Source organism: Roseomonas sp. TS2 (assembly GCF_058833935.1).
This window is the reverse complement of record NZ_JCACVY010000047.1, coordinates 1-25812: the sequence shown is the minus strand read 5'-3', so window position 1 is coordinate 25812 and position 25812 is coordinate 1. Positions and strand designations below refer to the sequence as shown.

Below are 25812 nucleotides of genomic sequence, written 5' to 3'. Positions count from 1 at the left end.
CCAGACCGTGGCGCTGGTGGGCGAGAGCGGCAGCGGCAAGAGCGTCAGCGCCCTGGCCTGCCTGCGGCTGCTGCCGCCCTCCGCCTCCATCGCCGGGCGCGTCACGCTGGATGGCACCCGCGTGCTGGAGGCGAAGCCGGCCGAATTGCAGCGGCTGCGCGGCGGCGTCGCCGGCATGGTGTTCCAGGAGCCGATGACCAGCCTGAACCCGCTGCACAGCGTCGGCCGCCAGGTGGCCGAGGCGGTGCGGCTGCATCAGCCGCTGCGCGGCGCCGCGCTGCGCGCGCGGGTCATCGAACTGCTGGAGCGCGCCGGCCTGCCGAATGCGCAGGAGCGGCTGGATGCCTACCCGCACCAGCTCTCGGGCGGGCAGCGCCAGCGCGTGATGATCGCCGCCGCCCTCGCCAACGACCCCCGGCTGCTGATCGCCGACGAGCCGACCACCGCGCTCGACGTCACCATCCAGGCGCAGATCCTGGCGCTGCTAGCCGAGCTGAAGCAGCGCCTTGCCATGTCGATGCTGCTGATCACCCACGACCTGACCATCGTGCGCCAGCACGCCGACGCGGTGGTGGTGATGCGGCAGGGCCGGGTGGTGGAGCAGGGCCCGGCGGTCCAGGTGCTGAACGACCCGAAGCACGACTACACCAAGATGCTGCTGGCCACCGAGCCGCGCGGCCGCCCCGCCCCCGTGCCGGCGGATGCGCCGGAGGTCCTGCGCGCCGAGGCGATGAAGGTGCACTTCCCCATCCGCCGCGGCCTGCTGCGCCGGCCGGTGGGGGCGGTGCGCGCCGTCGATGGCGTGTCGCTGGCGCTGCGCGAGGGCGAGACGCTGGGGCTGGTGGGGGAGAGCGGCAGTGGCAAGACCACCCTCGGCCTCGCCCTGCTGCAGCTGGAGCGCAGCGAGGGCCGCGTCACCTTCGAGGGCAGCCCGATCCAGGGCCTTTCCCGCGCCGCGCTGCGGCCGCTGCGGGCGAGGATGCAGGTGGTGTTCCAGGACCCGTTCGGCGCCCTCTCGCCGCGCATGAGCGTGGCCGAGATCGTCGGCGAGGGGCTGGCGGTGCACGAGCCGGGGCTGAAGGCCGCCGGGCGCCGCGCCCGTGTGAACCAGGCGCTGGAGGAGGTGGGGCTCGACCCCGCCACGGCCGAGCGCTACCCGCACGAATTCTCGGGCGGCCAGAGGCAGCGCATCGCCATCGCCCGCGCCCTGGTGCTGCAACCCCGCCTGCTGGTGCTGGACGAGCCGACCAGCGCGCTCGACGTCTCGGTGCAGGCGCAGGTGGTGGAGCTGCTGCGCGGGCTGCAGGCCAGGCACCGGCTGGCCTACCTGTTCATCAGCCACGACCTGCGCGTGGTGCGCGCCATGGCCCACCGCATCATGGTGCTGAAAGGCGGGCAGGTGGTGGAGGAAGGCGAGGCGGCGGCGGTGTTGCAGGCGCCCAGGGCCGAGTATACCCGCGCCCTGATGCGCGCCGCCTTCCCCCTGGAGGCGGCGGCCGGGGAGAGAGCCGCCACGCCATGAGTGAGTTCGAGACGCTGCAAGAGCTGGTCCGCCAGGACAAGGTCCAGCTCGGCGTCCATGTCCGCAAGATGAACGTCTCCGGCTCGCCGGTCTACCGCGCCTCGGAGACGCTGACCTGGCCCATCGGCATCCTCGTCGCCTTCGTGCTGGTGACCATGGCGGTGAACATCCATGTCGGCGCGGCAGTGCTGGCGGCGGGCATGGGCTGGTGGCTGTGGAAGGTGCAGCCGCGCATCAAGGCCGCCGTGTTCGAGCGCACCACCCTTCTCGCCTTCTCCGACGAACGGCTGTTCGACGGGCTCTGGGCCAAGGGCGTGCTCACCCTCTACGCCAAGCTGGAGGATGGCAGCGCCCGCGCCGCCACCCGCAAGGATGACTGGCGCGCCTTCACCCGCGCCATGGCGGAGCTGAAAGGTTAAAGGCCGGGGGAAGGAATTCCCCCGGACCCCCATCTTCTTTCTGCCAGTTCAGGCGACGGGGCGGGTCTCCTGGAGTACCGCACCGATCTCCTCCAGGATCACCGGGTCGTCGATCGTCGGCGGCACCGCGAAATCCTCGCCATCGGCCAGCTTGCGCAGCGTGGCACGCAAGATCTTGCCGCTGCGCGTCTTGGGCAGGCGGGCGACCACGCGGGCTTCCTTGAAGGCCGCCACCGGCCCGATCCGCTCCCGCACCAGCGCCACCAGTTCCTTCACCAGCACGGCCTCGGGCTTGTCCACCCCCGCCTTCAGCACCACGAGGCCGAGCGGCGCCTGGCCCTTCAGGCTGTCCTTCACCCCCACCACGGCGCATTCCGCCACGTCGGGGTGGGCGGCCAGCACCTCCTCCATCGCGCCGGTGGAGAGGCGGTGGCCGGCGACGTTGATGATGTCGTCCGTGCGGGACATCACCCAGACATAGCCTTCCGCATCCACCATGCCGGCATCGCCAGTGTTGTAGTGGCCGGGGAAGGTTTCGAGATACGCCTCGCGGAAGCGCGCATCGGCCCGGTAGAGGGTGGGGGCGCAGCCCGGGGGCAGCGGCAGGCGGATGGCGAGGCTGCCGGTCTGCCCCGGCGCCACGGGGCGGCCCGCCTCGTCCAGCGCCTCCACCACATGGCCGGGGGCGGGCTTGCCGCCGGAGCCGGCGCGCATCGGGAACAGCCCGGCGCCGCGGAAATTGCCGGTGATGCACCAGCCGGTCTCGGTCTGCCACCAATGGTCCACCACCGGGCGCCGCAGCAGCCGCTCGGCCCACAGCGCCGTGTCCGGGTCGCAGCGCTCGCCGGCCAGGAACAGCGCCTCCAGCTTCGAGAGGTCGTAGCCGGCCAGCAGCTTCCCCTCCGGGTCCTCCTTCTTGATGGCGCGCAGCGCGGTGGGGGCGGTGAACAGCACCTTCACCCCGTGCTCGGCGCAGACGCGCCAGAAGGCCCCGGCATCCGGCGTGCCCACCGGCTTGCCCTCGTAGATCACGCTGGTGCAGCCGGCCAGCAGCGGCCCGTAGACGATGTAGGAATGCCCCACCACCCAGCCCACGTCGCTCGCCGTCCAGGAGACGTCGCCCGCCCGCAGGCCGTAGAGCAGGGACATCGAGTGGTGCAGCGCCACCGCATAGCCGCCGCAGTCTCGGAGAATGCCTTTCGGCTTTCCCGTCGTGCCGCTGGTGTAGAGGATGTAGAGCGGGTCGGTGGCCGCGACATCGACGCAGGGGTGCGGCGCGGCGGCGTCCATGGCCTCCGCCATGTCCTCGTCGCGGCCGGGCTGCAGCGCGCAGCGCCAGGTCTCGCGTTGCAGCACCAGGCAGCCGGCGGGGTGGTGCGGCGAGAGGGCCAGCGCCGCGTCCAGCAACGGCTTGTACTTCACCACCCGCCCCGGCTCGATGCCGCAGGAGGCGGAGAGCACCAGCTTCGGCTCGGCATCCGTGATGCGCGCCGCCAGCTCCGCCGCCGCAAAGCCGCCGAACACCACCGAATGCACCGCGCCGAGCCGGGCGCAGGCCAGCATGGCGATGGCGGCCTCCGGCACCATGGGCATGTAGATCACCACCCGGTCCCCCACCCCGACGCCGCGCGCGGCCATGGCGCCGGCCAGCCGCGCCGTGCGGTCGAGCAGCGCGGCATAGGTGAGGCGGGATTGCGTGCCGGAGAGCGGGCTGTCCCAGATCAGCGCCGGCTGGCCGCCACGCCCGGCGGCCACGTGGCGGTCGATGGCGTTGTGGCAGATGTTCAGCCGCGCCTCCGGGAACCAGCGGCCATAGACGCCCTGCGCGGGGTCGAAGGCGCGTCCGGGCGGGGTGGACCAGTCGATGCCGCTGGCGGCGCGGAGCCAGTAGCCCTCCGGGTCCTGCCGCCATTGCGCGTAGGTGGCGTCATAGCCATCCGGCATGGAAAGCCTCCCTGGTTCTGTTCTTGTCGGAGATGGGCGCCGCGCGGGGGGCGCCGGGCCGGCATGGCGGCCGGAAACGCGGCCGGGCGGCAGAGCCGCCCTGGCCGGGGGTGCCGCGCCGCCCTGGCGGCGGCGCGGCGGCTGCGGGTCAGACCCGTGCGCGGGCCGCGTTGGCCTCCGCCTCGGCGTCCTCCTCGGCGAAGATGTCGCGGTCCTTGGTCTCGGGCACGAAGAAGATGCCGATGACCACCGTGGCGAGGGCGATCACCACCGGGTACCAGAGGCCGTAATAGACGTCGCCGGTCTGCGCGATCATGGCGAAGGAGGTGGCCGGCAGCAGCCCGCCGAACCAGCCATTGCCGATGTGGTAGGGCAGCGACATGGAGGTGTAGCGGATGCGGGTCGGGAACAGCTCGACCAGCGCCGCCGCGATCGGGCCGTAGACCATGGTGACGTAGATCACCAGCAGGGTCAGCACCGCGATCAGCACCGCCGGCTGCTCGCGGAAGAAGTCGAACGGGTGGTTCATCTTCACCACGGTCGGGTTCGACGCCGCCGGGTAGCCTGCCGCGGTGATGGCCGCGCTCACCGCCTGCGGGAAGTTGGGCGTGGAGGAGGGAATGGCGGTATCGCCGATCCGCACGGTGGCGGCGGTGCCGGCGGGCGCGGCTTCCACCGTGTAGTTCACCGAGAGCCGGGCCAGCGCCGCCTTGGCGATGTCGCAGCTGTTGGTGAAGCGGGCGGTGCCGGTCGGGTTGAACTGGAAGGAGCAGTCGGCCGGGTCGGCCTGCACCACCACGGTGATGTTCTGGTGCGCGGCGTGCAGCGCCGGGTTGGCCTCGGCGCTGATCAGCTTGAACAGCGGGAAGTAGGTGAGCGCCGCGATCAGGCAGCCGCCGAGGATGATCGGCTTGCGGCCGACCTTGTCCGACAGCCAGCCGAACAGGATGAAGCCGCCCGAGCCCAGCAGCAGCGACCAGGCGATGAGCATGTTGGTGGTGTAGCCATCCACCTTCAGCACGGAGCCGAGGAAGAACAGCGCGTAGAACTGGCCCGTGTACCAGACCACCGCCTGGCCGGCGACGAGGCCGAGCAGGGCGAACAGCGCCACGCGGGCGTTCTTCCACTGGCCGAAGGCCTCGGAGATCGGCGCCTTGGAGCCGGTGCCCTCCTCCTTCATCTTCTTGAAGGCCGGGCTCTCCTGCAGCTGCATGCGGATCCAGACGGAGATGCCGAGCAGCAGGATGGAGACCAGGAAGGGGATGCGCCAGCCCCAGTCGAGGAAGGCCTCCTCGCCGATCGCCGAGCGGGTGAACAGGATCACCATCAGCGACAGGAACAGGCCGCCCGTGGCGGTGAGCTGGATGAAGCTGGTGTAGAAGCCGCGCCGGCCATGCGGCGCGTGCTCGGCCACATAGGTGGCGGCGCCGCCATACTCGCCGCCCAGCGCCAGGCCCTGGAGGCAGCGCAGCACGATCAGGATGATGGCGGCGGTGATGCCGATCTGGTCCGAGGTGGGCAGGATGCCGACGATGAAGGTCGAGGCACCCATGATCAGGATGGTGACCAGGAAGGTGTATTTCCGGCCCACCAGGTCGCCCAGCCGGCCGAACACCAGGGCGCCGAAGGGGCGCACCAGGAAGCCGGCGGCGAAGGCCAGCAGCGCGAAGATGTTCCGCGTTCCCTCGGGGAACTGGCTGAAGAACTTCGCGCCGATGATGACCGCCAGCGAGCCGTACAGATAGAAATCGTACCACTCGAAGACGGTGCCAAGCGACGAGGCCAGGATGACGCGCTTCTCCTCGCGCGACATCGGCCGATTCGCCGCATCTGTTCTGGGTGCTGCAGAGCGCATCTTCGAACCTATTCCTGCCCTCCCCGGATGCGCCGGGTGGCGCCCCAGGTTTTCTTTGTTGATGGTCCGCGCTGCCACGGCTCGCGGTTCAAGCCCGACATCCCGGCCTGAGTCTGCCCAGGGTGACGGTGTGCGGATTGTGGCCTTGCCATCCGAACGATGAAATCGCGGAAAGAAGTGGCGCCAGATATTCACCAAAATGTTATGTTGCCGCGCAGCGCCCCGGATCAGCCTCACATGCCAAGCCACTGAAACACTTGCCTGAAGGCGGAATCGGCTCATGGCTGCCATGTTCCGTGCAAGGGACAGTGATGAAACCCGCTCCATCTGGCGCGGGCGGCTTCCCGCACCTGCCTTCCCCACCGGAAGCGCTGCAACGCTTGGCGTGCCGTCTCGTTCGCCCAATATGTGGATGGCGGGCACGCGCCACCCGCCAGCCGGCTTCCCAGAAGCAGGCCTGGCGGTGCGCCCCGTGGAAAGCGGAAAACGTCGGCAGGATGCGGGCTATGCCACCCGTATCGGCAAAACCGACTGGAATCTTCAGGTGTCCGGCGTCAGCATGGACAAAAAGGGGGCCTATGGATGGATACGCTCCGCACTCTGGCTGACCATGCGATACGGCGGGTCCTTCTCGGCCTTGTGGTGAGCATCGTCGCTGTCATGGCCGGGCTGGCGCACGCGCCACTGCTGGCCCTGCAAAGCGGGGCGCTGCTGACCGCCGCGCTCTGGCTTGTGCTGTGGGGCCTGGCGCTGTCTGTGCCGCGCCGGGATCTGCGCGGCACCCGCCTGTGGCAGCAGCTTTCCACCCTGGCCGGCGAGAAGGCGGTGCGGCTGCGGAGCCGTGAAGGTCATCGCCAGCTGGCGGCCATCCTCGCCGAGCGTCTCATGTGGCATGCCGACCGTGCCGGCATGGCCGCCCTGTCGCTGGGCGGCATCACCCTGCTGACCTTCGGCTACCGCGCCCTGCGCCCCTGAGCTTCTGGTCCCCCGGTCCGGCCGTTTCGCGGCACTGCACAATCGATTCGGTTGACGGGCCGGCATCGCGGCGGGATGGTAGCGGGACCGTCGCAGCAGAGAAGGTCGGAGCCATCACGGATCGGAACATCACGCTGCTCCTGGATGCTGTGCGCGAGCAGGATATCGGCCCCCCGGCGCCCTCCTCCGGCTACAGCCTTGATGAATCCGTGGGGCATTTGCTGCGCCGCGCGCATCAGCGCCATGCCTCGCTGTTCCAGGACCGTGGCGCGATCGGCGGCCTGACCTCCACGCAATTCGCCACCCTGCTGAAGCTCGGGGAGCTGGGCCGGGCCACGCAGAACGCGCTGGGCCGCGCCGTGGCGCTCGACCCGGCCACCATACAGGGCGTTGTCGCGCGGCTCCGCGACCGTGGTCTGGTGGATGTGGCGCGCGATCCGCTGGACCGCCGCACCGTGGTCCTCTCGCTGGCGCCGGCCGGCGAGACGGTGCTGGCGGAAGCGGTGGCGCAGGGCCGGCGCGCCAACGAGCAGCTCCTGGCGCCACTGGCGCCGGAGGAGCGGCGCATGCTCATCCGGCTCCTGCGGCGCCTGCTGGGGTAGGGCGGGCGCCCGCCCTGGCCTTCAGCCGCGCTTGCGGCGGCTCATCATGCCAATGATCATGCCCAGCAGGGGCGAGCGCGCCATGCCGCCCAGCATCGGCAGCAGGCCGAAGCTGGCTCGTGCCTGGCTGAAGGCGTTGTCCCGCAACATCCGGGCCTCGATCTCCTGCCGGCTCGGATTGTCGCGCAGCGCGAGGGCCAGCAGGATGCCCGCGATCACCAGATCGCCGGCCAGGATCACGCCGGCACGCGCCAGCGGCGAAAGCTGCGGTTCCAGCGCCAGCCAGGCCAGCACATGCAACATGGCGAAGGCGGCGATGAGGAACACCGCCGCCACCAGGCCCAGCACCGCCTTCACGGCGAATCGCTTGGCCTGGAGGCCCAGCAGCACGCGCTCCGCTTCCAGGGAGACGCTGACGAGGCGGAACGCGCGCATGGAGATCAGCGCCGCAGGAGGCGGGCGATGAGGAGGCCCACGCCCACCGCCACCGCGATGGTGACCAGCGGCCGCTCGCGCACCAGGTCGATCGCGTGGTCCGCCTCGCGGCGGGTGGTGTCGCTCACCTGATGCGCCAGGCTGGAGGCGCGGCTGCCGACGCGGGACAGGGCCGGATTGACCTGCTCATGCATCAGCTCGTCCACCTTGCGGCGCAGGTCGGCGATGCGCTCCTCCACGGAGCCGGTGTCGAAGGAAGCGGAATAGCGGCGCATGGCATCTCTCCTGAGAGCTTGAGGGTCTTTCTGGCGCGGCGCCGGGCCTCAGAAGGCGCGGTCGACGCTGCGGCCCAGGCGCTCGCCGGGCCCCTTCGGCGGGTCGATGGTGTCGCGGATGTTCTCGCCGGCGCGGTCCAGGCTGCGGCCGGCGCTCTCGCCGGGGCCTTCGCTGCACGCCATCAGCGGCAGCACGAGGACGAGGGCCGGAAGGGTGGCGGCCAGGATCTTGCGCATCATCGGAACTCCTTGCGTGATTGCTCCGTCAACGCCTTGCCTCCGGGCGGGTTGCGCGGCTCAGCCCGCCTCCGTCTCCGCTTCCCGCCGGCGCAGGGCGAAGCGTAGCACCAGCTCGGTGCCGCCGGCGCCCCGGATCTCGATCTCGCCCCCGAGATGCTGCGCGAAGCCGCGGATCAGCGTCAGGCCGATGCCCTGCCCCGCCTCCTCATCGTCCAGCCGCATGCCGAGCCCGTCATCCTGCACCTTCAGCGTGACCTCCTCCCCCTCCGCATGGACGGAGATGGTGATGGTGCCGCTGCGGGCGTCGGGGAAGCCGTGCTTGATGGCGTTGGTCACCGTCTCGGTGATCAGCAGCGCCAGCGACACCGCCTGGTCGGTGACGATCTCCAGCTCGTCGGCCTCGACCACCAGCTTGATGCGCTGCCCCGGCCGCTCCCCCAGCGCGGCGAAGAGCTGCTGGCCGAGCTCCTCCAGGAAGGGGCGCAGCGCGATCACCTCGAAGGTCTGGTTGGTGTAGAGGTGGCGGTGCAGCGTGGCGAGCGCCTGCACCCTGTCCCGCGCCGTGGCGAACTCGGCCTTGGCGCGCGGATCGCGCAGCCGGTTGGCCTGCAGGTTCAGCAGCGAGGCGACGATCTGCAGGTTGTTCTTCACCCGGTGGTGGATCTCAGCCATCAGCAGGTCGCGCTGGCGCAGCGCGGCGCGCAGCTCCTCCTCGCGGGCGCTGATGGCGGCAGCCGCGTCGGTGAAGGCCTGCTCCAGGGCGCGCACCTCGTCCGGCTCGCCACGCAGCGCCTTGCCGCCGAAGGGCGCGCCGGGCCGCCAGCGCCGCACCCGCTCCGCCAGGGCGCGCAGGGGCCGGGCAATGGCGATGTCGGCGCCCAGCACGATCACCACCAGGCAGCCGAACAGGAAGGCGGCCAGCTCCACGGCGCGGCGCAGCAGCACCGCATGGGCGGCACGGCGGATCTCGCCGATCGGCAGGCCCACCAGCAGGTGCAGGTCGGTCTCCAGCCGGGCGCTGGCATAGGCGAACTCGGCCCCGCTGACGGCCCGGGTCTCCAGCGTCACGCTGCCATCCGGCTCGCTGGTGATATCCTTCAGCACCTCGCGGGAGGGCAGCTCGGCGGCCGCGGCCTGGGTGAGCGGCAGGGCGGCGCCATCGCGGTCGATCAGCCAGAGGCGCCGGGCGGCGCGCTCATGGCTGCTTTCCTCGCTGTGCACGAAATAGTCGAGCAGCAGGCCGGCGGCCACCACGCCGCGCACCTCGCCATCGACCATCAACGGCACCGCGCCGACGATCACCGGGCGGCGGCTGACAGGGCCACGCACGAAATTGCCGAGCGCGAAGGCCCGGCGCTCCACGGCCTCGCGGAAATAGGTGCGGCTGCTGAAGTTTTCCGGGCCGGAATAGGGAAGGGCGGTGCAAAGCGGCTGGCCCGTGGCGTCCAGCACCCAGAAATTGGAATACCGCGTGTCGTGGAGCGCCAGCAGGGAACGCAGGAAATTGCCGCATTCCTCACGCGAGGCGGTCCGCACATGCCTGTCCTCGGACAGGCGCATCAGGGTCTGGCGGAGGCTCTCGACCGTGGAGCCATGGCGCGCGGCAGCTACGTCGCCCAGGATGGTGGCGGTCCGGCGTCCCGTCGCCAGTTCGCTTTCATAGCTGAGAATGGCATTCGCGCCGGCGATCCCGACCACCGGCACGCTGGCAACCATCAGCAGCAGCAGCATGCGGCCCCGTACGCCGCGGAGAAGTCTATTCAGCGCCCACCCTTCCGGGGGCGCCGGAAGCCTCATTTCTTGGGGCCTTGCGCCCGGTCCTGTTCGATCAGTCGCAACAGCTCCTCGGGAATGGGCTCCTTGGCGACGTCGTCATACATTGCATGCAGACCCCGCTGAAGCCACAGATCGAAGGCGGCGTCGGGAGCGCCCTTCCGGGCGCGCCCCGCAGCCGAGCGGTTTGGCTTGGTGGCCGGCTCCGCCAACATGCGCTTCTCTGCTCGATCGTCCATCACATTCCCGGATGCAGCGCCCGCGTTTCGGCTGCGCTTCCGCTCCGGGTATTACCACCGCGCCGGCGAACTTCGCCAGACTTGGCCTGTGCCTGCGCCTGGGCGCTGCGCTTGGCGGGCTGCGGGTCGCCCATCAGCCAGGCTTCGAGCTGGCGACGGGCCCGGAAGACGCGGCACTTGGCGGTGCCGACCGCGCACTTCATCACCGCGGCGGCTTCCTCGTAGGACATGCCCTGCACCGTCACCAGCATCAGCGCGGTGCGGTGGTCGGCCGGCAGGTCGGCGAGGCGGCGGCGCAGCTCGCGCAGCGCCATGCTGTCCTCCTGCGCCGCGGGGCGGGCCAGCGCCTCGGCCGGCGCGTTGTCCATGTCGCAGGTGTCGCGGCGGCGGCGGATGTCGGAGAGGAAGCGGTTGCGCAGGATGCGGAACATCCAGGCGCCGAAATTGGTGCCGGGCGTGAAGCTGTGCTGCGCGGCCAGCGCGTTGCTGACGGCGGCCTGCACCAGATCATCGGCGTCGGCGCGGTTGCGCGTCATCGAGACGGCCTGGACCCGCAGGCGGGGCAGGATCGCCACAAGCTGGTCGTGGAAGCTGGAACCCTGGACGGCCTCCCCGACAGGAGCAGCGGCGTGGCCGGCTTCGTTGGTGGTCACGGTCGTCATGGTGCTTTGCTCGCCTTGCATGACCCACCAATGCAGCGGCCTGCTTCGGGGTTGCATGGCAGGATCAACATTGTTGCATATCAGCCATGCAATTTGTGAATGCAACCGGACTCGCGCCCAGGTCCTTCACGCCGCAGCCATCGATGCCCGGACCCCTTGCCCTCCACCCCACGCCGAGACCTCCCCCCGCGCGCGCGGCCTTGCGGCCTGATGCGCCGGGCGGCTCCGTCTATTCCCCCACCGGCTATGCCCCCACCGGCTCTGGCCCGACGCCGCGCGCCAGGGCCGCCCGGGCGCGAGCCACGCGTGCCTTGACGGTGCCCACCGGAACCCCGCACACCGCCGCGGCCTCCTCATGGGAGAGGCCATGCGCGCCCACCAGGATCAGCGCCTCCCGCTGCGGCAGGGGCAGGCCCTGCAGGGCGAGCGCCAGATCCGCCATGTCGTTGCGCGCCTCCTGTTCCGGCGGCGGCTGGTCGGGCTCCGGCATCCGCTCCAGCGCACGCCGCTCGGTGCCGCGCCGGCGCATCTGCTCCAGGAAGACGTTGCGCAAGATATGAAACATCCAGGCCCGCAGGCTGGTTTCCGGGTCCCACTGGGATTCGGCCCGCAATCCGCGCAAGATCGACTCCTGCACCAGGTCATCCGCCAGCGCCGCATCCCGCGCCAGGAAGCGCGCGAAGGCCCGCAGCTCGGGCAGCAGCCCCGGAAGCCGGTGACGGATCGGGTCAGTTTGATTTGCCATTCTCATCCAAGCGCCGTCTTCCTGCACCATAGGACCGATACGAGGGCCACGACATGAACGCCGTAACCCAAGCCGAGCTTCTCCGGAGTTTGCCTCCCGCCCGACGTTATGCCCGGGCGCTGACCGGCAGCCAGGCGGCTGGCGACGGGCTCGTCGCCTCGGCTCTGCGCGGCGGCCTGCCGCCGCTGCCGGCCAGGCTGGCCCTGTATGCCGGCGTCACCCGCATGGCGCCGCCGCCGCCGCCCGCACCGGGGGGCGGCGCCAGCCTCTCGCCGCGCCACCGGCAGCTGCTGCTGCTGACGGCGCTGGAGGAGCTTTCGGTGGCGGACGCCGCCATGGTGGTGGGCGTGCCCCTCGATGTCGCCGAGACGGAGCTGGCCGAGGCCCGCGGCGCCCTGCGCCGCGCCGCCGCCACCGAGATCCTCGTCATCGAGGACGAGCCGATCATCGCCATGGATGTGCGCCAGCTCGTGGAGGCCTGCGGCCACCGCGTGGTGGGCGTGGCCGCCAGCGAGGCGCAGGCGGTGCGCCTGGCCCAGCAGAAGCGGCCCGGCCTGATCCTGGCCGATGTGAACCTGGGCGTGGGCGGCGACGGCATCACCGCCGTCAACCGCATCCAGCGGGAGCTGAAGGTGCCGGTGATCTTCGTCACCGCCTATCCGGAGCGGCTGCTGACCGCCGAGCAGGTCGAGCCGGCCTTCGTCATCAGCAAGCCCTTCGAGCCGCTGGCGCTCGCCATCGCCACTTACCAGGCCGTGTCCTCCACCGTGCCACTGGACTGAAACCGCACGGTGAAACGCCGCGTTGCTTCGGCACCACCACGGGGCCTGCTGTCGTGGAGCAGACCGGTGGAACAGGCCGAAGGAAACGCAGGCATGACGCGGGATCGCGAGGACAGCCACCGGCCCCAGGCCGGGTGGCGGGACAGGCCAGCCACGGGCAACCCGGCCGGCCGCAGCAACCAGCGCCAGGGCCATGGCTTTCCCCTCGGCGCCCGGCCCTTGCAGGCCGGCCCGGTTCCTCCGGGCTGACGCCCTTCCCTCCCTCGATCCCAAGGACCACCCTTCATGCTCTACTGGACCCTCATCTTCCTCGTCATCGCCCTCGTCGCGGGCGTGCTGGGCTTCACCGGCGTGGCCTCGGCGGCCAGCGGCATCGCCAAGATCCTGTTCGTCATCTTCCTGGTCCTGTTCCTCGTCTCCCTGGTGGCCGGGCGCGGCTGGGTCTGACCGCCCGCGCACCCTCACCCGGCACGGTCACGGCCGTGCACGGGCCGTTCCGGAAAAGCCCCGCCCGGCCTCAGGCCCGGCGGGGCTTTCTCTGCGCCGCGCCACCCGGGGCTTCCGGAAGCGGGGCATGAAAAAGGCCGGGGCGGATATCCTCCACCCCGGCCTCTTCCCTCATGCCGGCGCGCGGTGCGCCGGCGGGGAGGCGAATTCAGCGGCGCGGGCCGTTCTGCGGATAGGCGCCCGAGGTGTTGGAATCCGTGGCGCGGTCATAGGTGCGCGTGGCGGCGGTGCCGGGCGGGTTGACCGCCGTGCCGTCCGACTGCCGGGGATAGGCGCCCGAGGTGTTGGTGTCCGCGGCACGGTCATAGGCGCGCGTGGCGGCGGTGCCGGGCGGGTTGACCGCCGTGCCGTCCGACTGGGAGGGATAGGCGCCCGAGATGTTGGTGCCGGCGGCGCGGTCCACCGCGCGCTCCGGAGCGGTACCGGTGGGCGACGAGCTGCAGGCCGCAAGGCCAAGCAGGGCGGCGGAGATGATGATGGCGGGGATGATCTCGCGCTGGCGCATGGCCGGTAACTCCGAAGGTTGCGGGTCTGCGGCCTTGCGGCGCCTGGACCCTGTGGCGATCCCCCGGTGAACGTCCCGCCACGCCCTGGGTTCCAGCACCCTGTCGCAAAAAAGGTGCGGAGACTCGCTCCGTGGAGATTCCGCAACCCGCCCCGCAGCCTCGCGTTCCATCGCTATCGACATGCCTGCCCGATGCGGCCCGGTTTTCCGGGCCCACCTCCGAAGGAGAAGACGATGCGCTCGATTTTGCTGTGGCTGCTGGGCATCCCCATCCCCATCATCATCCTGCTGCTGATCTTCGGCGTTCTCTGAACGCAGGCCTCCGGAGCGAGGCGTAAAAAAGGGGGCCGTGAGGCCCCCTTTCGCATGGCGGAACGGGCGGGCGCTCAGCGCGCCGCGCGGCGGGTGCGCCAGAGGTGCCACAGGTAGAGGCCGATGACCGCGGCCACCACCACGTAGCTGAACGGCTCGATCGCCGCCTCCACCTTGCGGTACTGGTCGCGCAGCAGGTAGCCGGCACCGGCCAGCACCGTCACCCAGAGCAGCCCGCCGATCAGCGTCCAGAGATAGAAGACCGGGCGGGTGATGCCGGCGAGCCCCGCCGGGATCGAGATCAGCGTGCGGATGGCCGGCAGCATGCGGCCGAAGAACAGCGCCACGGGCCCGTGCCGGCGCAGCGTATCCTCCGCCTTGTCCATGTCCTCGGCCGAGACGCCGAACCAGCGGCCATAGCGCGCCACCAGCGGGCGGATGCGGCGGCTGCCGATGGCGCGCGCCACCTCGTACCACACGCCATTGCCGATGACGGAGCCGGCGGTGCCGGCCAGGATGGCCACCAGCAGCGACATGTGCCCCTCGGCGGCGGCGAAGCCGGCCAGCGGCATGATCAGCTCCGAGGGGATGGGCGGGAACAGGTTCTCCAGGAACATCAGGAAGAACACGCCGGCCGGGCCGGCGCTGCCGACCGTCTGGGTCACCCACTCGATCATGGCGCCGCCTGGAACAGGTGCAGCGTCAGCCGCCGGCCGCGCGTGTAGTTGTAACCGTCCACCGATCCGATCTCCCGAAGGTTCAGTCCCGCCTGCCCGGCCGCGGCGCGGAACCCGGCCAGCTCGCGCTCGCCCACGGCGGCGGTGCGGCCCGGCTCCGCGCCCAGGAAGGCGGCCGCCGCCACGCCATCGCGCAGCAGCGCCGTCCCCGTCCCGGTGGCGAAGACCATCGACGGCTCATGATAGCCGGTGATGCCGAATTCGCCCTGCACATCCCCGGTAGGTGCGGCCTGCGCCAGCGCGGCGGCCAAACGCGGGCCGACCCAGGGCGCCTCCAGCCGCGGCAGCACGCCGCCCAGCACCAGCCCATAGACCGGCACCGCCAGGAAGGCGCCGAGCAGCGCCGCGCGGGCCGGCGTGCCGCCCCGCAGCAGGCGCGTGACACCCCAGGCCAGCAGCAGCGTGGCGGGCAGCACCAGCAGCGCCACGGGGTCCACCCGGCGGTCGGCCAGCCAGGGCAGCACGGCCGCCGCCACGCCCAGCGCCAGCGCCACCAGCCAGAGCAGGCCGAGGCCCAGCATGGCGAGCCAGCGCGGCGCCGGGCGGCGCAGCGGGTCCATCGCCCAGGCGGCGGCCAGCAGCATCAGCGCCGGGAAGGCCGGCAGGGTGTAGTGCGGCAGCTTGGTGGCCACCGCCTCGAACAGCAGCCAGGTGGGCGCCGCCCAGGCCAGCAGGAAGCGCGTGCCGGGGTTCATCCGGTCCCGCCAGGCCGTGGGCAGCGCGCGCAGCACCAGGAAGGCGGCGGGGAAGGCGGCGAGCGCGAAGGTGGCGGCGTAGTAGCCCGGCGGCCCCCAATGCGCCTCCTCGCCCGAGCCGACCTTGGAGAGCATGTCGCCCCCCACCGCCTCGGCGAAGAAGCGCCCCTCGGTGGCGATGCCGATGGCCACCAGCCAGGGCACCGCCATGCCCAGCATCAGCGGCACGCCCCAGAGCGGGCGCAGCGCGCGCAGCCAGCCGCCGGCGCGGTCCGCCACCACCAGCGTCAGGCCCGCCAGCAGCGCCACCATCGGCCCGATCGGGCCCTTCAGCAGGATGGAGATGCCGAGCACCGCCCAGAACGCCGCCGCCTGCCGCGCCGTGAAGGCGCCGGGCGCGAGATAGGCGCGGCCGAGCAGGCCCATCGCCGCCGCCACGGTGGCCAGCAGCGCGGCGTCGGTCTTGGCGATGTGGGTCTCCACCACCAGCACGGTGCAGGAGGCCAGCAGCGCGGCGCCAAGGAAGGCGGCCCGCCGCCCGACCAGCGCCCGCCCCCAATGGTGGGTGGCCAGCACCGCCAGCAGCGCCCCCAGCAGCGAGGGCAGGCGGTAGGGCCAGATCTCGCCGCGATGGCCGAGGCTCAGCGCCTCCACCGCCTGCACCGAGGCGGCCTGCGCCCAGTGGATGCCGACGGGCTTCTTGTTGCGCTCCTCCTCGCCGAAGCGGATGCGGACATAGTCGCCGCTGTCCACCATCTGGCGGCTGGCCTGGGCGAAGCGGCTCTCGTCGCGGTCGCCCGGGGGGAGGGAGGCGAGGCCCGGCAGCCAGAGCGCCAGGCAGAGGAGGCTCAGCCAGAGGCGCGGCCAGCGCGCTTCCGGCAGGCGGTCGAGGAGATCACGCAGGGAAAGCGGCATGGCGCCCGGGGCTTAGAGCCTTTTGCCGGGCGTTGGTAGCGGCAAAGCGGCGGGGGCGGCTCAGCCGGCCGGCCAGGGAACCGGGATGGTGTCGCCGGCGATGTAGAGAGGGTGGCCGGGCTCGCCGGACTGCGTCACCTTCAGGGCGCAGGGCCGCACGCCCGCCTCGCGCAGCAGCGCCGCCACGGCAGTGCCGCGCGCGCGCAGGGGCTTGGGCGGCAGGCCCCAGGCGACGACCACCCGCTCCGCCCGTGCCGCCCATTCGCGGATGGCCGCGTCATTGCCGGGGCCGACGGCATCCTCGGCCTCCAGCAGCATGGCCGGCTTCGTGGCGCGCAGCGCGAAGATGTTCAGCACCACCATGGCGCCATGGCCCCAGCGGCGGGTGAAGTCGCGGCAGCGGCGCACCGTGGGGTCGTCCACCTGCTCGTCGGCGGTGGAGGGGTTCATCATGATCCAGGCGACGAAGCCGGGGCTGCCGAAGGGCTGCCCGTCCCAGCGCCGCTCCAGCACGGTGCGGTAGCGGCCATCCTCGGAGAAGCTGGCCCGGCTGACCACGTCGCCGCTGACCGCCAGGCGCACCTTGCCGCCCGGGTCGTGCCGGTCCTGCGGGCGGAGGGAGGCGGGGAAGAGGTCATCCATGCAGGAAATGTTCTTTTCTGGAAAAAAGAACCAAAAAAACCTTTGTCCGTTGGCGGCACGCCTGCCGGGAGGCGTGACGCCAGACTGGAAAAGTCTTTTTGCTTCTTTTCTTCAGAAAAAGAAGGCTCTTACCGCGCGTTCGCGCTGGCTTCGGAGCGGGTGGCGCCGACGCGGGAGGCCAGGGCGGCGGCCATGAAGTCGTCCAGCTCGCCATCCAGCACCGCGTCGGGGTTGCCCTTCTCGACATTGGTGCGGAGGTCCTTCACCAGCTGGTAGGGCGCCAGCACGTAGGAGCGAATCTGGTGGCCCCAGCCGATATCGGTCTTGCCGGCCTCGATCCCCGCCGTGATCTCCTCGCGCTTGCGCAGCTCCAGCTCGTAGAGGCGCGCCTTCAGCATATCCATGGCGATGACGCGGTTGCGGTGCTGGCTGCGGTCCTGGGTAGAGGCGGCGACGATGCCGGTGGGAATATGGGTGAAGCGCACGCCGGATTCGGTCTTGTTGACGTGCTGGCCGCCGGCGCCGGAGGCGCGGAAGGTGTCGGTCTTAAGGTCCGCCGGGTTGATCTCGATCTCGATCTTGTCGTCGATCACCGGGAAGACATAGACGCTGGCGAAGCTCGTCTGGCGGCGCGCGGCGGCGTCGAAGGGAGAGATACGCACCAGCCGGTGCACGCCACTCTCGGTCTTGAGCCAGCCATAGGCGTTGGGGCCGCTCACCTGGATGGTGGCGGACTTGATGCCGGCCTGCTCGCCCTCGCTTTCCTCGGTCAGCTGCACCTTCAGGCCGCGCTTCTCGGCCCAGCGCGTGTACATGCGCAGCAGCATCTGCGCCCAGTCCTGCGCCTCGGTGCCGCCGGCGCCGGCATTCACCTCGACGAAGCAGTCGCGCATGTCGGCCTCGCCGGAGAGCAGGCTCTCGATCTCGCGGCGCTTGGCCTCGGCGGCGAAGGCCTTGAGGTCGGCCACGGCGGCGTCGGCGGTGGCGGCGTCGCCCTCCGCCTCGGCCAGCTCGACCAGCTCCAGCGCGTCGGTCACGTTCTGCTGCAGCTTCTGCACGCCCTCGATCTGGTCCGCCAGGCGGTTGCGCTCGCGCATCACGGCCTGGGCCTCGTCGGGCTTGTCCCACAGGGTGGGGTCCTCGGCGCGGGCGTTCACCTCGTCCAACCGGCGCAGCGCCACGTCCCAGTCCAGGTGACGGCGCAGAAGGGCGATGGAATCCTCGATCTGGCCGCGCAGGGCCTCGGCATCGGCGCGCATCGTGTCTTCCTTCGCTCGCACAGGGTCCGGCACCACCCGCGCGGACGCCCCATGCGGACGGGTCCGTGCGGACAAACCCGCGGGCCAGCACGGCCACCCCGGCGAGGGGCGTCAGGCCCGGCGGGAAGGCCGGGCGGAAAAGGCTGCGGGGTGGGCGGGGATACTATCCCACCGCCCACCCTGTCCAGTGGTCGCGGTGCGGCGGCCGGCCCTCAGCCGATCAGCGGCTCGTCGACGCGACCCTCGGCATAGCCGAAGCGCACGAAATGGGCCGTGGCGGCATCGTAGTCGGTACCGAAGGCGGCCTGCAGGTCGGCATAGTTGCTGAGGTAGGTCACGGCGTCGAAGGTGTCGCGCTCGCGGCCCTCGGCATAGCCATGGCTGATGAAATGCGCGACGCCGGCATCGTAGTCCGCGCCCAGGGCCTGGATCAGGTCGCCATAGGAGGCGATGTACTGCAGGCCGTTGAAGTCGCCCGGCCCGCGCCCCTCGCCGGCGCCGAACTGGATGTAGTGCGTCGATCCGGCCGCGCGGTCCGGGCCGAAGGCGGCGATCAGGTCGTCGTAGCTGGCGATGTACTGCAGGCCGTTGAAGGCGGCGGCGCTGCGGCCTTCGGCGAAGCCGTTCTGGATGTAGTGCGTGAGGCCCAGCTGGCCATTGGCGCCGAAGGCGGCGATCAGGTCGCTGTAGCTGGCGATGTAGTCGAGGCTGTTGAAGCTGACGAAGCTCCGGCCCTCGGCATTGCCGAACTCCACGTAGTGCCAGGCCGCCGCCGCCGAGTCGAAGCCGAACACCGGGATCAGGTCGGGGTTGGAGGCGACGTAGCGCTGCGGGCTGAAGGCCGGAACGCCGCTCAGATCCACCTGGGCGTTGTCGAAGTCGATGCGCTCGACATTAACCATCCAGCTGATGGCGCCGTTGCTGTTGTCCTGCACGGTGACGACGCCGCCGACGACCTGCACGGCGTAACGGCCCGAGGCGCCGGCATAGGCCGCGACATCGTAGCCCGGCCCGCCATCGATATAGTCGGCGCCCCCCCCGCCCAGGATCCAGTCGTCGCCTTCACCGCCATAGATGTCGTCGTTCAGCGTGCTGCCGGAGATGCGGTCATTTCCAGGCCCACCGACGATCTTGGTGACAGGAGCAATATAGGGACGGACCATTGCGGCGTTCTCGATGTGAGAGTTTTATGTGACGCTTCAGTTTGCCTTATTAATGAGAGCGCGTACCGGAAAATCTCAGATTCTCTTCTCAAGTCTTGGTGAAGTATCCGCATCTCCGATTTCTGTTCGCTTCTGCGGCATGCGGCCCCGCCCCATGAAAAAAGCCGCCTTCCCGGTCGCGGGAAGGCGGCTCGCGGCACAGGGCGCCACACCGGCAGGCGCAATAACGGCAGGCGCCACACCGGCAGGCCGGCTCAGTAGAGCCCGCCCAGGCTGTTATCGACGCCGGCCGGCGTGTCGGAGGAGATCACCGTGTCGTCGCTCGGCGGGCGGGCGGCGTTCTCGGTGCCGGGGCGGAACGGCTCCAGGATGGTCTGGCCGTTGTCGAGCTGCACGCGCACCAGCGCCACGCCCGGCGGCGCGCGGAACGGCACGGGCGGGCTGTCCTTCAGCGCCGAGGCCACCACGTCATGGAAGATCGGCGCGGCGTTGCTGCCGCCGGTCTCGCCGGTGCCCAGGCTGCGCGGCTCGTCGAAGCCCATCCACACCGCCACCACGATGTCCGGCGTGAAGCCCACGAACCAGTTGTCCATGTAGTCGTTGGTGGTGCCGGTCTTGCCGGCCACGGGGCGGCCCAGCCCGGCGCCGGCGCGGCTGCCGGTGCCATACTGCACCACGCCCTGCAGCAGCGAGACCATCTGGTAGGCGGCGATCGGGTCGGTGATCTGCCGGCGCTCGTCCACCAGCCGGGGCGGCGCGCTGCCGGGGCCGGCGTCGCAGCCCTCGCAGCGGCGCGTGTCGGCGCGCCACACCACCTTGCCGAAGCGGTCCTGCACGCTGTCGATCAGCGTCGGCGCCACCTCCTTGCCGCCATTGACGAAGGAGGCGTAGCCGGCGGCCATGCGCATCACCGTCGTCTCGCCGGCGCCGAGCGCCATGGAGAGCACGCGCGGCATGTTGGGGATGACGTGGAAGCGCGCCGCCGTCTCGGCCACGCGGTCGATCCCCACCTCCTGCGCCAGGCGGATGGTGACGAGGTTCAGCGATTGCTGCAGGGCGGTGCGCATCGTCACCCAGCCGCGCGGCTGGCCACTGTAGTTGCCGGGCTTCCACAGCCCCTGCGGCGTCATGATCTCGATCGGCCCGTCGAGCAGGCGCTGGTTGGGCGGAATGCCCATCTCCAGCGCCGGCAGGTAGACGAAGGGCTTGAAGGAGGAGCCGGGCTGGCGCAGCGCCTGCGTCGCGCGGTTGAACCAGGATTTCTCGAAGGCATAGCCGCCGGCCATGGCCAGCACGCGGCCCGTGGCGGGGTCGAGCGCCACCACCGCCCCCTCCACCTGCGGGATCTGCCGCAGCGAGAGCCGGGCGGCGCGCGCCGGGGTGCGGCCCTGCGCCTCGCGCCCGGGGACATATTCCACCATCACCACGTCGCCGGGGCTCAGCACGTCCTGCATCCGGCGCGGCGCGGGGCCGAGGCGGCCGTCGCGCACGGGGCGGGCCCAGGAGACGTCGTCGAGCGGCAGGGTGCCCTGGCGCGGCTGCGCCTGGGCACGGCCATCGGGGCGCTCCAGCCAGGAGAGCCGCGCCTCGCGCGCCTCGACGCCGAGCACCACGGCGAGCTGCCAGCCCGGCTGCATGCCGCCCGGGCGCTGCACCGCCTCCAGCGCCGGCATCCACTCCGTGGGGGCGGCGGAGATCTGCGCCACCGGCCCGCGCCAGCCGCCGCGGCGGCGGTCGTAGTTGGTGAGCCCCTCGCGCAGCGCCTGCTCGGTGGCGGCCTGCAGCTCGGGCTCCATGGAGGTGCGCACCACCAGCCCGCCCATGGTGGTCTGGTCCTGGCCGAAGCGGGCCACCAGCTCGCGCCGCACCTCCTCGGTGAAGTAGGGGCCGGTGGCGACGAGGTCGGGCCGGGCGCGGCCGCGCGCCACGATGGGCTCCTGCTTGGCGGTCTCGGCCTCGGCGGCGGTGAGGGCGCCCTCCTCCACCATGCGGTCCAGCACCCAGTCGCGCCGGGCCTTGGCCGCCTCGGGGAAGCGGTTGGGGTTGTAGTTGTTGGGCGCCTTGGGCAGCGCGGCGAGGAAGGCCATCTCGCCCGGCGTCAGCTCGTCCAGCCCCTTGTTGAAGTAGTTCATGGCGGCGGAGGCCACGCCATAGGCCTGCTGCCCGAGGAAGATCTCGTTCAGGTAGATCTCGAGGATGCGGTCCTTGGGCATCGCCGCTTCCAGCCGGAAGGCCAGGATCGCCTCGCGCACCTTGCGCAGGATGGTGCGGTCATTGCCCACCAGCATGTTCTTGGCGACCTGCTGGGTGATGGTGGAGGCGCCCACGGCGCGCCGCCCCGTGGCCATGCCCTCCACGTTCATCACCACCGCGCGGGCGATGGCCAGCGGGTCGACGCCGTGATGCGACCAGAAATTCTGGTCCTCGGCGGCGACGAAGGCGGCCTGCAGCCTTGGCGGGATGGCGCCGATCGGCACGAAGACGCGGCGCTCCAGCGCCAGCTCCGCCATCAGCTTCGAATCGGCCGCGTAGATGCGGCTCATCTGCGGCGGCTGGTAGTCGGCCAGCCATTCATGCTCCGGCAGGTCGGCCGCCGCCTGGCGGTAGAAGCCGTAGCCGGCGATGCCGCCCACCGCCACGCCCGCCAGCCCCAGCACCAGCCCGAGCTTCGCCACGCCGAACAGGAAGCGCCCGATGCCGCGGCGGCCACCGCCGCCCCCCTTCTTGCGGCGCTTGCCGCGCGGCGGCCGCGGCGGCTCGCCGGGCGGGGCGGCGTCGGGCGGGACGGGGGGAGCGGCGCGGTCGCCCACCAGCGGGCGGTCGGCGCGGAGTTGGTTCGGTGCCATGGCGGGCTCCCCTTACACCCTCGGGCAGCGGGGCGCGAAGCGCGGAGTGGTTATCCCCGGCAGATGGGGGGAGCCGCCCCTTCACACCAGGGTGAGACACACTGTGCAACGCACAAGGGCGCGCGCCCCGCCCTCACAGGCCGAGCAGGTCCAGCGTGCGGCCGATCACCTTCGCCTCGTCGAACCGCGCCAGGGCGCGGGCGCGGCCGGCGGCGCCCTGGCGGGCGCGCAGCGCCGGGTCGGCGGCCAGGCGGCGCAGCGCGGCGGCCAGCGGCGCCACGGCCCCTGGCCCCGGCCCGGGCGGCACCAGGAAGCCGGTCTCGCCCTCCACCACCTGCTCGCGCGGGCCGCGTATGTCGGTGGCCACCACCGGCAGGCCGGTGAGCATCGCCTCGATCACCGACATGGGCAGCCCCTCGAAATGGCTGGGCAGGCAGAACACATCCGCCGCCGCCAGCAGGCGCGCCACGTCCTCGCGGTAGCCGAGCAGCTTCAGGCGCGGCCCCAGTTCGCGGCGGGCGCGGGCGAAATCCTCCGCCATGTCCGGCCCGTGGTCGGTGGGCAGGCGCTCGCCCACCACCCAGAGGGTGGCGCCGGGGACGGATTCCATCGCCCGCAGCAATTCCACATGCCCCTTGTGGCGCACCAGCCGCGAGACGATGACCACCACGCAATCCGCGGGCCCCGCGCCCAGCTCGGAGCGCAGCGCGGCGCGCGCGGCGGCGTCGGGGTGGAAGCGCGCCGGGTCCCGCCCGTTGCCGATGCCCACCGCGTTGCGCGCGATGCCGAGGCGCCGCGCATCCGCCGCCTCCTCCTCGCTCACCGTCAGGAACACGTCCGTGGCGCGGCCGCCCAGCCACTCCAGCCCGAGCGAGAGGCCGCGCCGCCAGGCGGGCCCCGGCTGGTTGAACAGGAAGCCGTGCCCCGTATAGGCCACGCGCGGCACGCCGGCCGCCCGCGCCGCCGCCCGCGCCAGCAGGCCGGAGATCGGCATGTGGGCGTGCACGAGGTCGAACTTCTCCGCGCGGAAGACGCGCAGCAGCGCCGCCAGGGCGCGCGCCTGGGCCAGCGGGTTCAGGCTGCGCGCCATCGGCACCGGGATGATGCGGAACCCCTCGGCACGCGGGACGGAGAGCAGCGGCCCCTCGGCGCAGATCCCCACCACCTCGTGCCCGCGCTCGCGCGCGCCGCGCATCACCGGCAGCACGAAGTGGCGCATCGCGAAATCGACGTTGCTGACCTCGGCGATCTTCATGCTTCGGAAAAGGCCGGGGGAATGGATTCCCCCGGCCCCCTTCTTCCTGTCGGTTTGCCGGTGCCGTCAGTCGTCGGTGGCGGCGGGGCCGGACTGGTTGACCCGGCTCAGCGCCCACTGCACCGAAGGCGTGCCGGCCTCGGCCGAGAGCACCACCTGGCTGGTGCGGCGCGGCTCGCCGGCCATGAACACGCTGTCCTCCACCGAGAGCCTGGCGCGGCTGGCGCGCAGGCGCCAGGACGCCCCCGAGGGCAGCCGCAGCAGCACGGCGTTGTCCTCCAGCTGCGGGCTGGCGACGACGCCGGGGTGCAGGTGGAAGCGCACCGCGTAGGCAGGCGGGTTCTCGCCCTCCACCGAATCCTCGCCGCGCAGATCGTCGCCGGATTCGGAGAGGTAGAGGCGGCGGCGGTGCAGCGCGCCGAAGCCCCGGCGGTAGCCATCGTGGCTGGCATCCAGCCATTGCGCGCCATTGGCTTCCTGGCGCTCGGCCTCCACCGCCTCCGGGCGGCGGCCGAGGCCCTCCTCGCGCAGCTCGCTGCTGTTGGTGTCGGCCAGCACCAGGGTGGAATGCGCGGCGGTGGCGCGCAGCGCGTCGCGCCACGGCCCCTCGGCGGCCGGCACGGCGCCGCAATTGACGATCAGGCGGTCGCGCCCCACCGACATCTCGAAGGCCAGGGTGCCGGCGTGGTGGAAGCGGTCCGCCTGCCGCGGCAGGCCGGCCGGGCCGGGCGCGGCGCGGCCCTCGGGCGGCGGCCCGCAATCGGCGATGATCAGGGTGCGCCCCGCCTGGAGACGCTGGAAGCCGGCCTCGGCCAGGATCAGCGGCGCGCGGCCGCGCGCCTGCCCCTGGGTCAGCACCAGGTCGACCAGCGCCGCGCCATCGTCGCGCGTGCCGTTGAACAGGGCGAGGCCGCCATCGCCATGGCGGAACAGCCGCAGCGCCGGCGCGGCGCGGTCCAGCGCCAGGGCCAGGTGCGGCGGCGCCTCCAGGCTGGAGCCGTGCAGCAGGTTGCGGATCTCGATCAGGTCCTGCACCGCCAGCAGCAGCTGGCCCGGGCTGCGCTCCACATGCGCGCCGTCGGGCAGGATCTGGCGGTCGATCTCGCCGGGCAGCACGCGCAGGCAGCGGGCGACCCAGGCTTCCTCCCCCAGCGCCACGGCGGCGGCCAGCGCGCCCTTCAGCGCGGCGAGGCTGCCGCGGTGCCGCCCCTCGGCCGGCAGGGTGGCCACCAGCCCGCGCGCATCCTGCGCCAGCCGCACCATCAGCGCGCGGCGGAAGGAATCCTCGGCCGTGGCGGCCAGGAAGTCCCAGTGGCCGAGCCAGGCGGAGAGCCGCGCGCCCGCCACCTCCGGCACGGCGGCGATGGATTCGGTGCCGCCCCGGGACAGCCAGTCGGTGGTCAGGTCGCGCGCCCGCAGCCGGGCGCCGTCGGTGCCGAGGGCGCGCAGGTCGCGCAGCCAGGCGAAGCCGTGCACGGCGGCGCGCCACGGCGCGGAGCCGCTGCCCTCGGCCCAGCCCTGGCCGCCTTCCTCGGCGGTCACCAGCGGGCGGACGGTGCCGGCCACCTCGCACTCGCCGCGCAGCAGGCGGTGGCCGCGCCCGGCATCGCCGGGCCAGAGGTCGCGGAAGGCACGCGCCGGCGCCTCGGGCACCCGCACCGGCTTCAGCCCGGCCACCATCCGGCGGGCGCCGCGCAGCCAATCCGACATCAGCCGGCGCCCCCGCGCAGCCCGGCGATGGCGGCGGCGTAGTCCGGCGTGCCGAACACGGCGGTGCCGGCCACCAGCACGTCGGCCCCGGCCCCGATGCAGAGCGGCGCCGTCGCCGCCGTCACGCCGCCATCCACCTCGAGCGCGATGTCGCGGCCGCTGGCCTCGATCATGCGGCGCAGCTCGGCGATCTTGGGGAGCTGGCTGTGGAGGAAGCTCTGCCCGCCGAAGCCCGGGTTGACCGTCATCACCAGGATCAGCTCCACCATGTCCAGCACCGGCGCCACGGCGGCGGCGGGGGTGGCCGGGTTCAGCACCACGCCAGGGGACTTGCCGAGCGCCCGGATGCTCTGCAGCGAGCGGTGCAGGTGCGGGCCGGCCTCGGCATGCAGGCTGATGCGGTCCGCCCCCGCCTCGGCGAAGGCGGGCAGGAAGGCATCGACCGGGGAGATCATCAGGTGCACGTCGAAGGGCATGCGGGTACGGCCGCGCAGCGCCTTCACCACGGCCGGGCCGTAGCTGATGTTGGGCACGAAATGCCCGTCCATGATGTCCAGGTGAAGCCAGTCGGCCCCGGCGGCATCGATGGCGGCGACTTCTTCGCCAAGCCGCGCGAAATCGGCGGCCAGCAGGGACGGGGCGATTTTGACAGGGCGTGTCACGAGGGAAGTTATGCCTTTAGGGCTGAAGCGGGACAAGCCGCGCACGGCCGGTGAAGTTGCGGAAATGACAGAAAGCCCGTCAGCGGGCCCGCATAAAGAAGCCGGCCCCCGGCGTCTTCCAATCCCCCATGCGGCC

At 71.8% G+C, this 25812-nt stretch carries 27 protein-coding genes; 8 read left to right on the top strand and 19 right to left on the bottom strand.

The genetic code is table 11. The features are described from left to right. Together ACZJYS_RS10180 and ACZJYS_RS10175 are read left to right on the top strand one after the other, a co-directional pair. Nucleotides 1-1522 (top strand): ABC transporter ATP-binding protein (locus ACZJYS_RS10180; RefSeq protein WP_493177646.1); only part of this gene is annotated, 1522 nt, incomplete at its 5' end. Next, a complete protein-coding gene (locus tag ACZJYS_RS10175) occupies nt 1519-1941 on the top strand; it encodes a hypothetical protein (RefSeq protein ID WP_109515639.1) in 423 nt (140 codons plus the stop codon). The genes ACZJYS_RS10180 and ACZJYS_RS10175, both read left to right, overlap by 4 nt. 48 nt (nt 1942-1989) lie before the next feature. Here ACZJYS_RS10175 and ACZJYS_RS10170 read toward each other — a convergent pair whose 3' ends face one another. Both ACZJYS_RS10170 and ACZJYS_RS10165 read right to left on the bottom strand, forming a co-directional pair. Continuing rightward, nucleotides 1990-3885 (bottom strand): AMP-binding protein, encoded by a 1896-nt coding sequence (locus ACZJYS_RS10170; RefSeq protein ID WP_493177644.1) that lies wholly within the window; start codon nt 3883-3885, stop codon nt 1990-1992. A gap of 148 nt (nt 3886-4033) precedes the next feature. Continuing rightward, nucleotides 4034-5698 carry an MFS transporter gene (locus ACZJYS_RS10165; protein WP_493177642.1) on the bottom strand — a complete coding sequence of 555 codons (1665 nt, stop codon included), beginning with the start codon at nt 5696-5698 and terminating at the stop codon, nt 4034-4036. A gap of 322 nt (nt 5699-6020) precedes the next feature. Between ACZJYS_RS10165 and ACZJYS_RS10160 the strand changes: the two genes are divergently transcribed. The 3 genes from ACZJYS_RS10160 (at nt 6021) to ACZJYS_RS10150 (ending at nt 7317) form a co-directional block, all read left to right on the top strand. Beyond that, nucleotides 6021-6386, top strand: coding sequence for a hypothetical protein (locus ACZJYS_RS10160; protein WP_146201819.1), 366 nt, complete (start codon nt 6021-6023; stop codon nt 6384-6386). After that, entirely contained in the window at nt 6383-6715 is a 333-nt protein-coding gene (locus ACZJYS_RS10155; protein ID WP_146201820.1) for a hypothetical protein, read from the top strand. Before ACZJYS_RS10160 ends, ACZJYS_RS10155 begins: the two co-directional genes overlap by 4 nt. A 149-nt stretch (nt 6716-6864) precedes the next feature. Continuing rightward, nucleotides 6865-7317: a MarR family winged helix-turn-helix transcriptional regulator gene (locus tag ACZJYS_RS10150; protein ID WP_493177639.1), complete on the top strand. Its 453-nt coding sequence runs from the start codon at nt 6865-6867 to the stop codon at nt 7315-7317. 21 nt (nt 7318-7338) lie between these two features. Here ACZJYS_RS10150 and ACZJYS_RS10145 read toward each other — a convergent pair whose 3' ends face one another. The 7 genes from ACZJYS_RS10145 to ACZJYS_RS10115 all read right to left on the bottom strand — a co-directional run bounded on the left by ACZJYS_RS10145 (nt 7339) and on the right by ACZJYS_RS10115 (nt 11686). Further along, the gene (locus tag ACZJYS_RS10145; RefSeq protein WP_109515643.1) at nt 7339-7752 is read right to left on the bottom strand and encodes a hypothetical protein; all 414 of its coding nucleotides are present in this window, start codon (nt 7750-7752) and stop codon (nt 7339-7341) included. A gap of 5 nt (nt 7753-7757) precedes the next feature. Further along, nucleotides 7758-8027, bottom strand: coding sequence for a glycine zipper domain-containing protein (locus tag ACZJYS_RS10140; RefSeq protein ID WP_379632023.1), 270 nt, complete (start codon nt 8025-8027; stop codon nt 7758-7760). A 48-nt stretch (nt 8028-8075) separates the two neighbouring features. Continuing rightward, nucleotides 8076-8267, bottom strand: coding sequence for a hypothetical protein (locus ACZJYS_RS10135; RefSeq protein WP_109515645.1), 192 nt, complete (start codon nt 8265-8267; stop codon nt 8076-8078). A 57-nt stretch (nt 8268-8324) separates the two neighbouring features. Next, nucleotides 8325-9998: a sensor histidine kinase gene (locus ACZJYS_RS10130; protein ID WP_493177635.1), complete on the bottom strand. Its 1674-nt coding sequence runs from the start codon at nt 9996-9998 to the stop codon at nt 8325-8327. A 62-nt stretch (nt 9999-10060) separates the two neighbouring features. Beyond that, complete coding sequence (locus tag ACZJYS_RS10125) at nt 10061-10279, bottom strand: NepR family anti-sigma factor (protein ID WP_109515939.1); 219 nt, start codon at nt 10277-10279, stop codon at nt 10061-10063. Further along, nucleotides 10279-10815 (bottom strand): sigma-70 family RNA polymerase sigma factor, encoded by a 537-nt coding sequence (locus ACZJYS_RS10120; protein ID WP_245906144.1) that lies wholly within the window; start codon nt 10813-10815, stop codon nt 10279-10281. The genes ACZJYS_RS10125 and ACZJYS_RS10120 overlap by 1 nt, the downstream gene beginning before the upstream one ends. A gap of 370 nt (nt 10816-11185) precedes the next feature. After that, complete coding sequence (locus ACZJYS_RS10115; protein WP_379632016.1) at nt 11186-11686, bottom strand: sigma-70 family RNA polymerase sigma factor; 501 nt, start codon at nt 11684-11686, stop codon at nt 11186-11188. Between the two features lie 53 nt (nt 11687-11739). On the opposite strand from ACZJYS_RS10115, the gene ACZJYS_RS10110 reads away from it, so the two are divergent. From ACZJYS_RS10110 to ACZJYS_RS10100, 3 genes are all read left to right on the top strand, one after another. After that, on the top strand, nt 11740-12468 hold the full coding sequence (locus ACZJYS_RS10110) for a response regulator (RefSeq protein WP_109515649.1): 729 nt from the start codon (nt 11740-11742) through the stop codon (nt 12466-12468). Between the two features lie 93 nt (nt 12469-12561). Continuing rightward, nucleotides 12562-12717, top strand: a complete 156-nt coding sequence (locus ACZJYS_RS10105; RefSeq protein ID WP_493177632.1) for a hypothetical protein — start codon at nt 12562-12564, stop codon at nt 12715-12717. 36 nt (nt 12718-12753) lie between these two features. Next, entirely contained in the window at nt 12754-12915 is a 162-nt protein-coding gene (locus tag ACZJYS_RS10100) for a DUF1328 domain-containing protein (protein WP_099095466.1), read from the top strand. A 208-nt stretch (nt 12916-13123) separates the two neighbouring features. On the opposite strand, the gene ACZJYS_RS10095 is transcribed toward ACZJYS_RS10100, so the two are convergent. The 10 genes from ACZJYS_RS10095 to rpe form a co-directional block, all read right to left on the bottom strand. Beyond that, nucleotides 13124-13480 carry a hypothetical protein gene (locus ACZJYS_RS10095; protein WP_109515650.1) on the bottom strand — a complete coding sequence of 119 codons (357 nt, stop codon included), beginning with the start codon at nt 13478-13480 and terminating at the stop codon, nt 13124-13126. Between the two features lie 386 nt (nt 13481-13866). Then, nucleotides 13867-14469: a DedA family protein gene (locus tag ACZJYS_RS10090; RefSeq protein ID WP_109515651.1), complete on the bottom strand. Its 603-nt coding sequence runs from the start codon at nt 14467-14469 to the stop codon at nt 13867-13869. Next, a complete protein-coding gene (locus ACZJYS_RS10085) occupies nt 14466-16139 on the bottom strand; it encodes an ArnT family glycosyltransferase (RefSeq protein WP_379651974.1) in 1674 nt (557 codons plus the stop codon). Before ACZJYS_RS10085 ends, ACZJYS_RS10090 begins: the two co-directional genes overlap by 4 nt. A 60-nt stretch (nt 16140-16199) precedes the next feature. Further along, nucleotides 16200-16781 carry a DUF1643 domain-containing protein gene (locus tag ACZJYS_RS10080; RefSeq protein ID WP_493177629.1) on the bottom strand — a complete coding sequence of 194 codons (582 nt, stop codon included), beginning with the start codon at nt 16779-16781 and terminating at the stop codon, nt 16200-16202. A gap of 128 nt (nt 16782-16909) precedes the next feature. After that, nucleotides 16910-18040, bottom strand: a complete 1131-nt coding sequence (gene prfB / locus ACZJYS_RS10075) for a peptide chain release factor 2 (protein WP_379651976.1) — start codon at nt 18038-18040, stop codon at nt 16910-16912. Between the two features lie 212 nt (nt 18041-18252). After that, nucleotides 18253-19203 carry a calcium-binding protein gene (locus ACZJYS_RS10070; protein ID WP_109515655.1) on the bottom strand — a complete coding sequence of 317 codons (951 nt, stop codon included), beginning with the start codon at nt 19201-19203 and terminating at the stop codon, nt 18253-18255. Nucleotides 19204-19457: 254 nt separating this feature from the next. Then, entirely contained in the window at nt 19458-22049 is a 2592-nt protein-coding gene (locus ACZJYS_RS10065; RefSeq protein WP_493177626.1) for a penicillin-binding protein 1A, read from the bottom strand. 133 nt (nt 22050-22182) lie between these two features. Continuing rightward, nucleotides 22183-23304 (bottom strand): glycosyltransferase, encoded by a 1122-nt coding sequence (locus tag ACZJYS_RS10060; RefSeq protein ID WP_493177624.1) that lies wholly within the window; start codon nt 23302-23304, stop codon nt 22183-22185. Between the two features lie 66 nt (nt 23305-23370). After that, complete coding sequence (locus tag ACZJYS_RS10055) at nt 23371-25014, bottom strand: heparinase II/III family protein (RefSeq protein WP_181377994.1); 1644 nt, start codon at nt 25012-25014, stop codon at nt 23371-23373. After that, nucleotides 25014-25676, bottom strand: a complete 663-nt coding sequence (gene rpe / locus ACZJYS_RS10050) for a ribulose-phosphate 3-epimerase (protein ID WP_493177622.1) — start codon at nt 25674-25676, stop codon at nt 25014-25016. Before rpe ends, ACZJYS_RS10055 begins: the two co-directional genes overlap by 1 nt. Between the last annotated feature and the right edge of the window lie 136 nt (nt 25677-25812).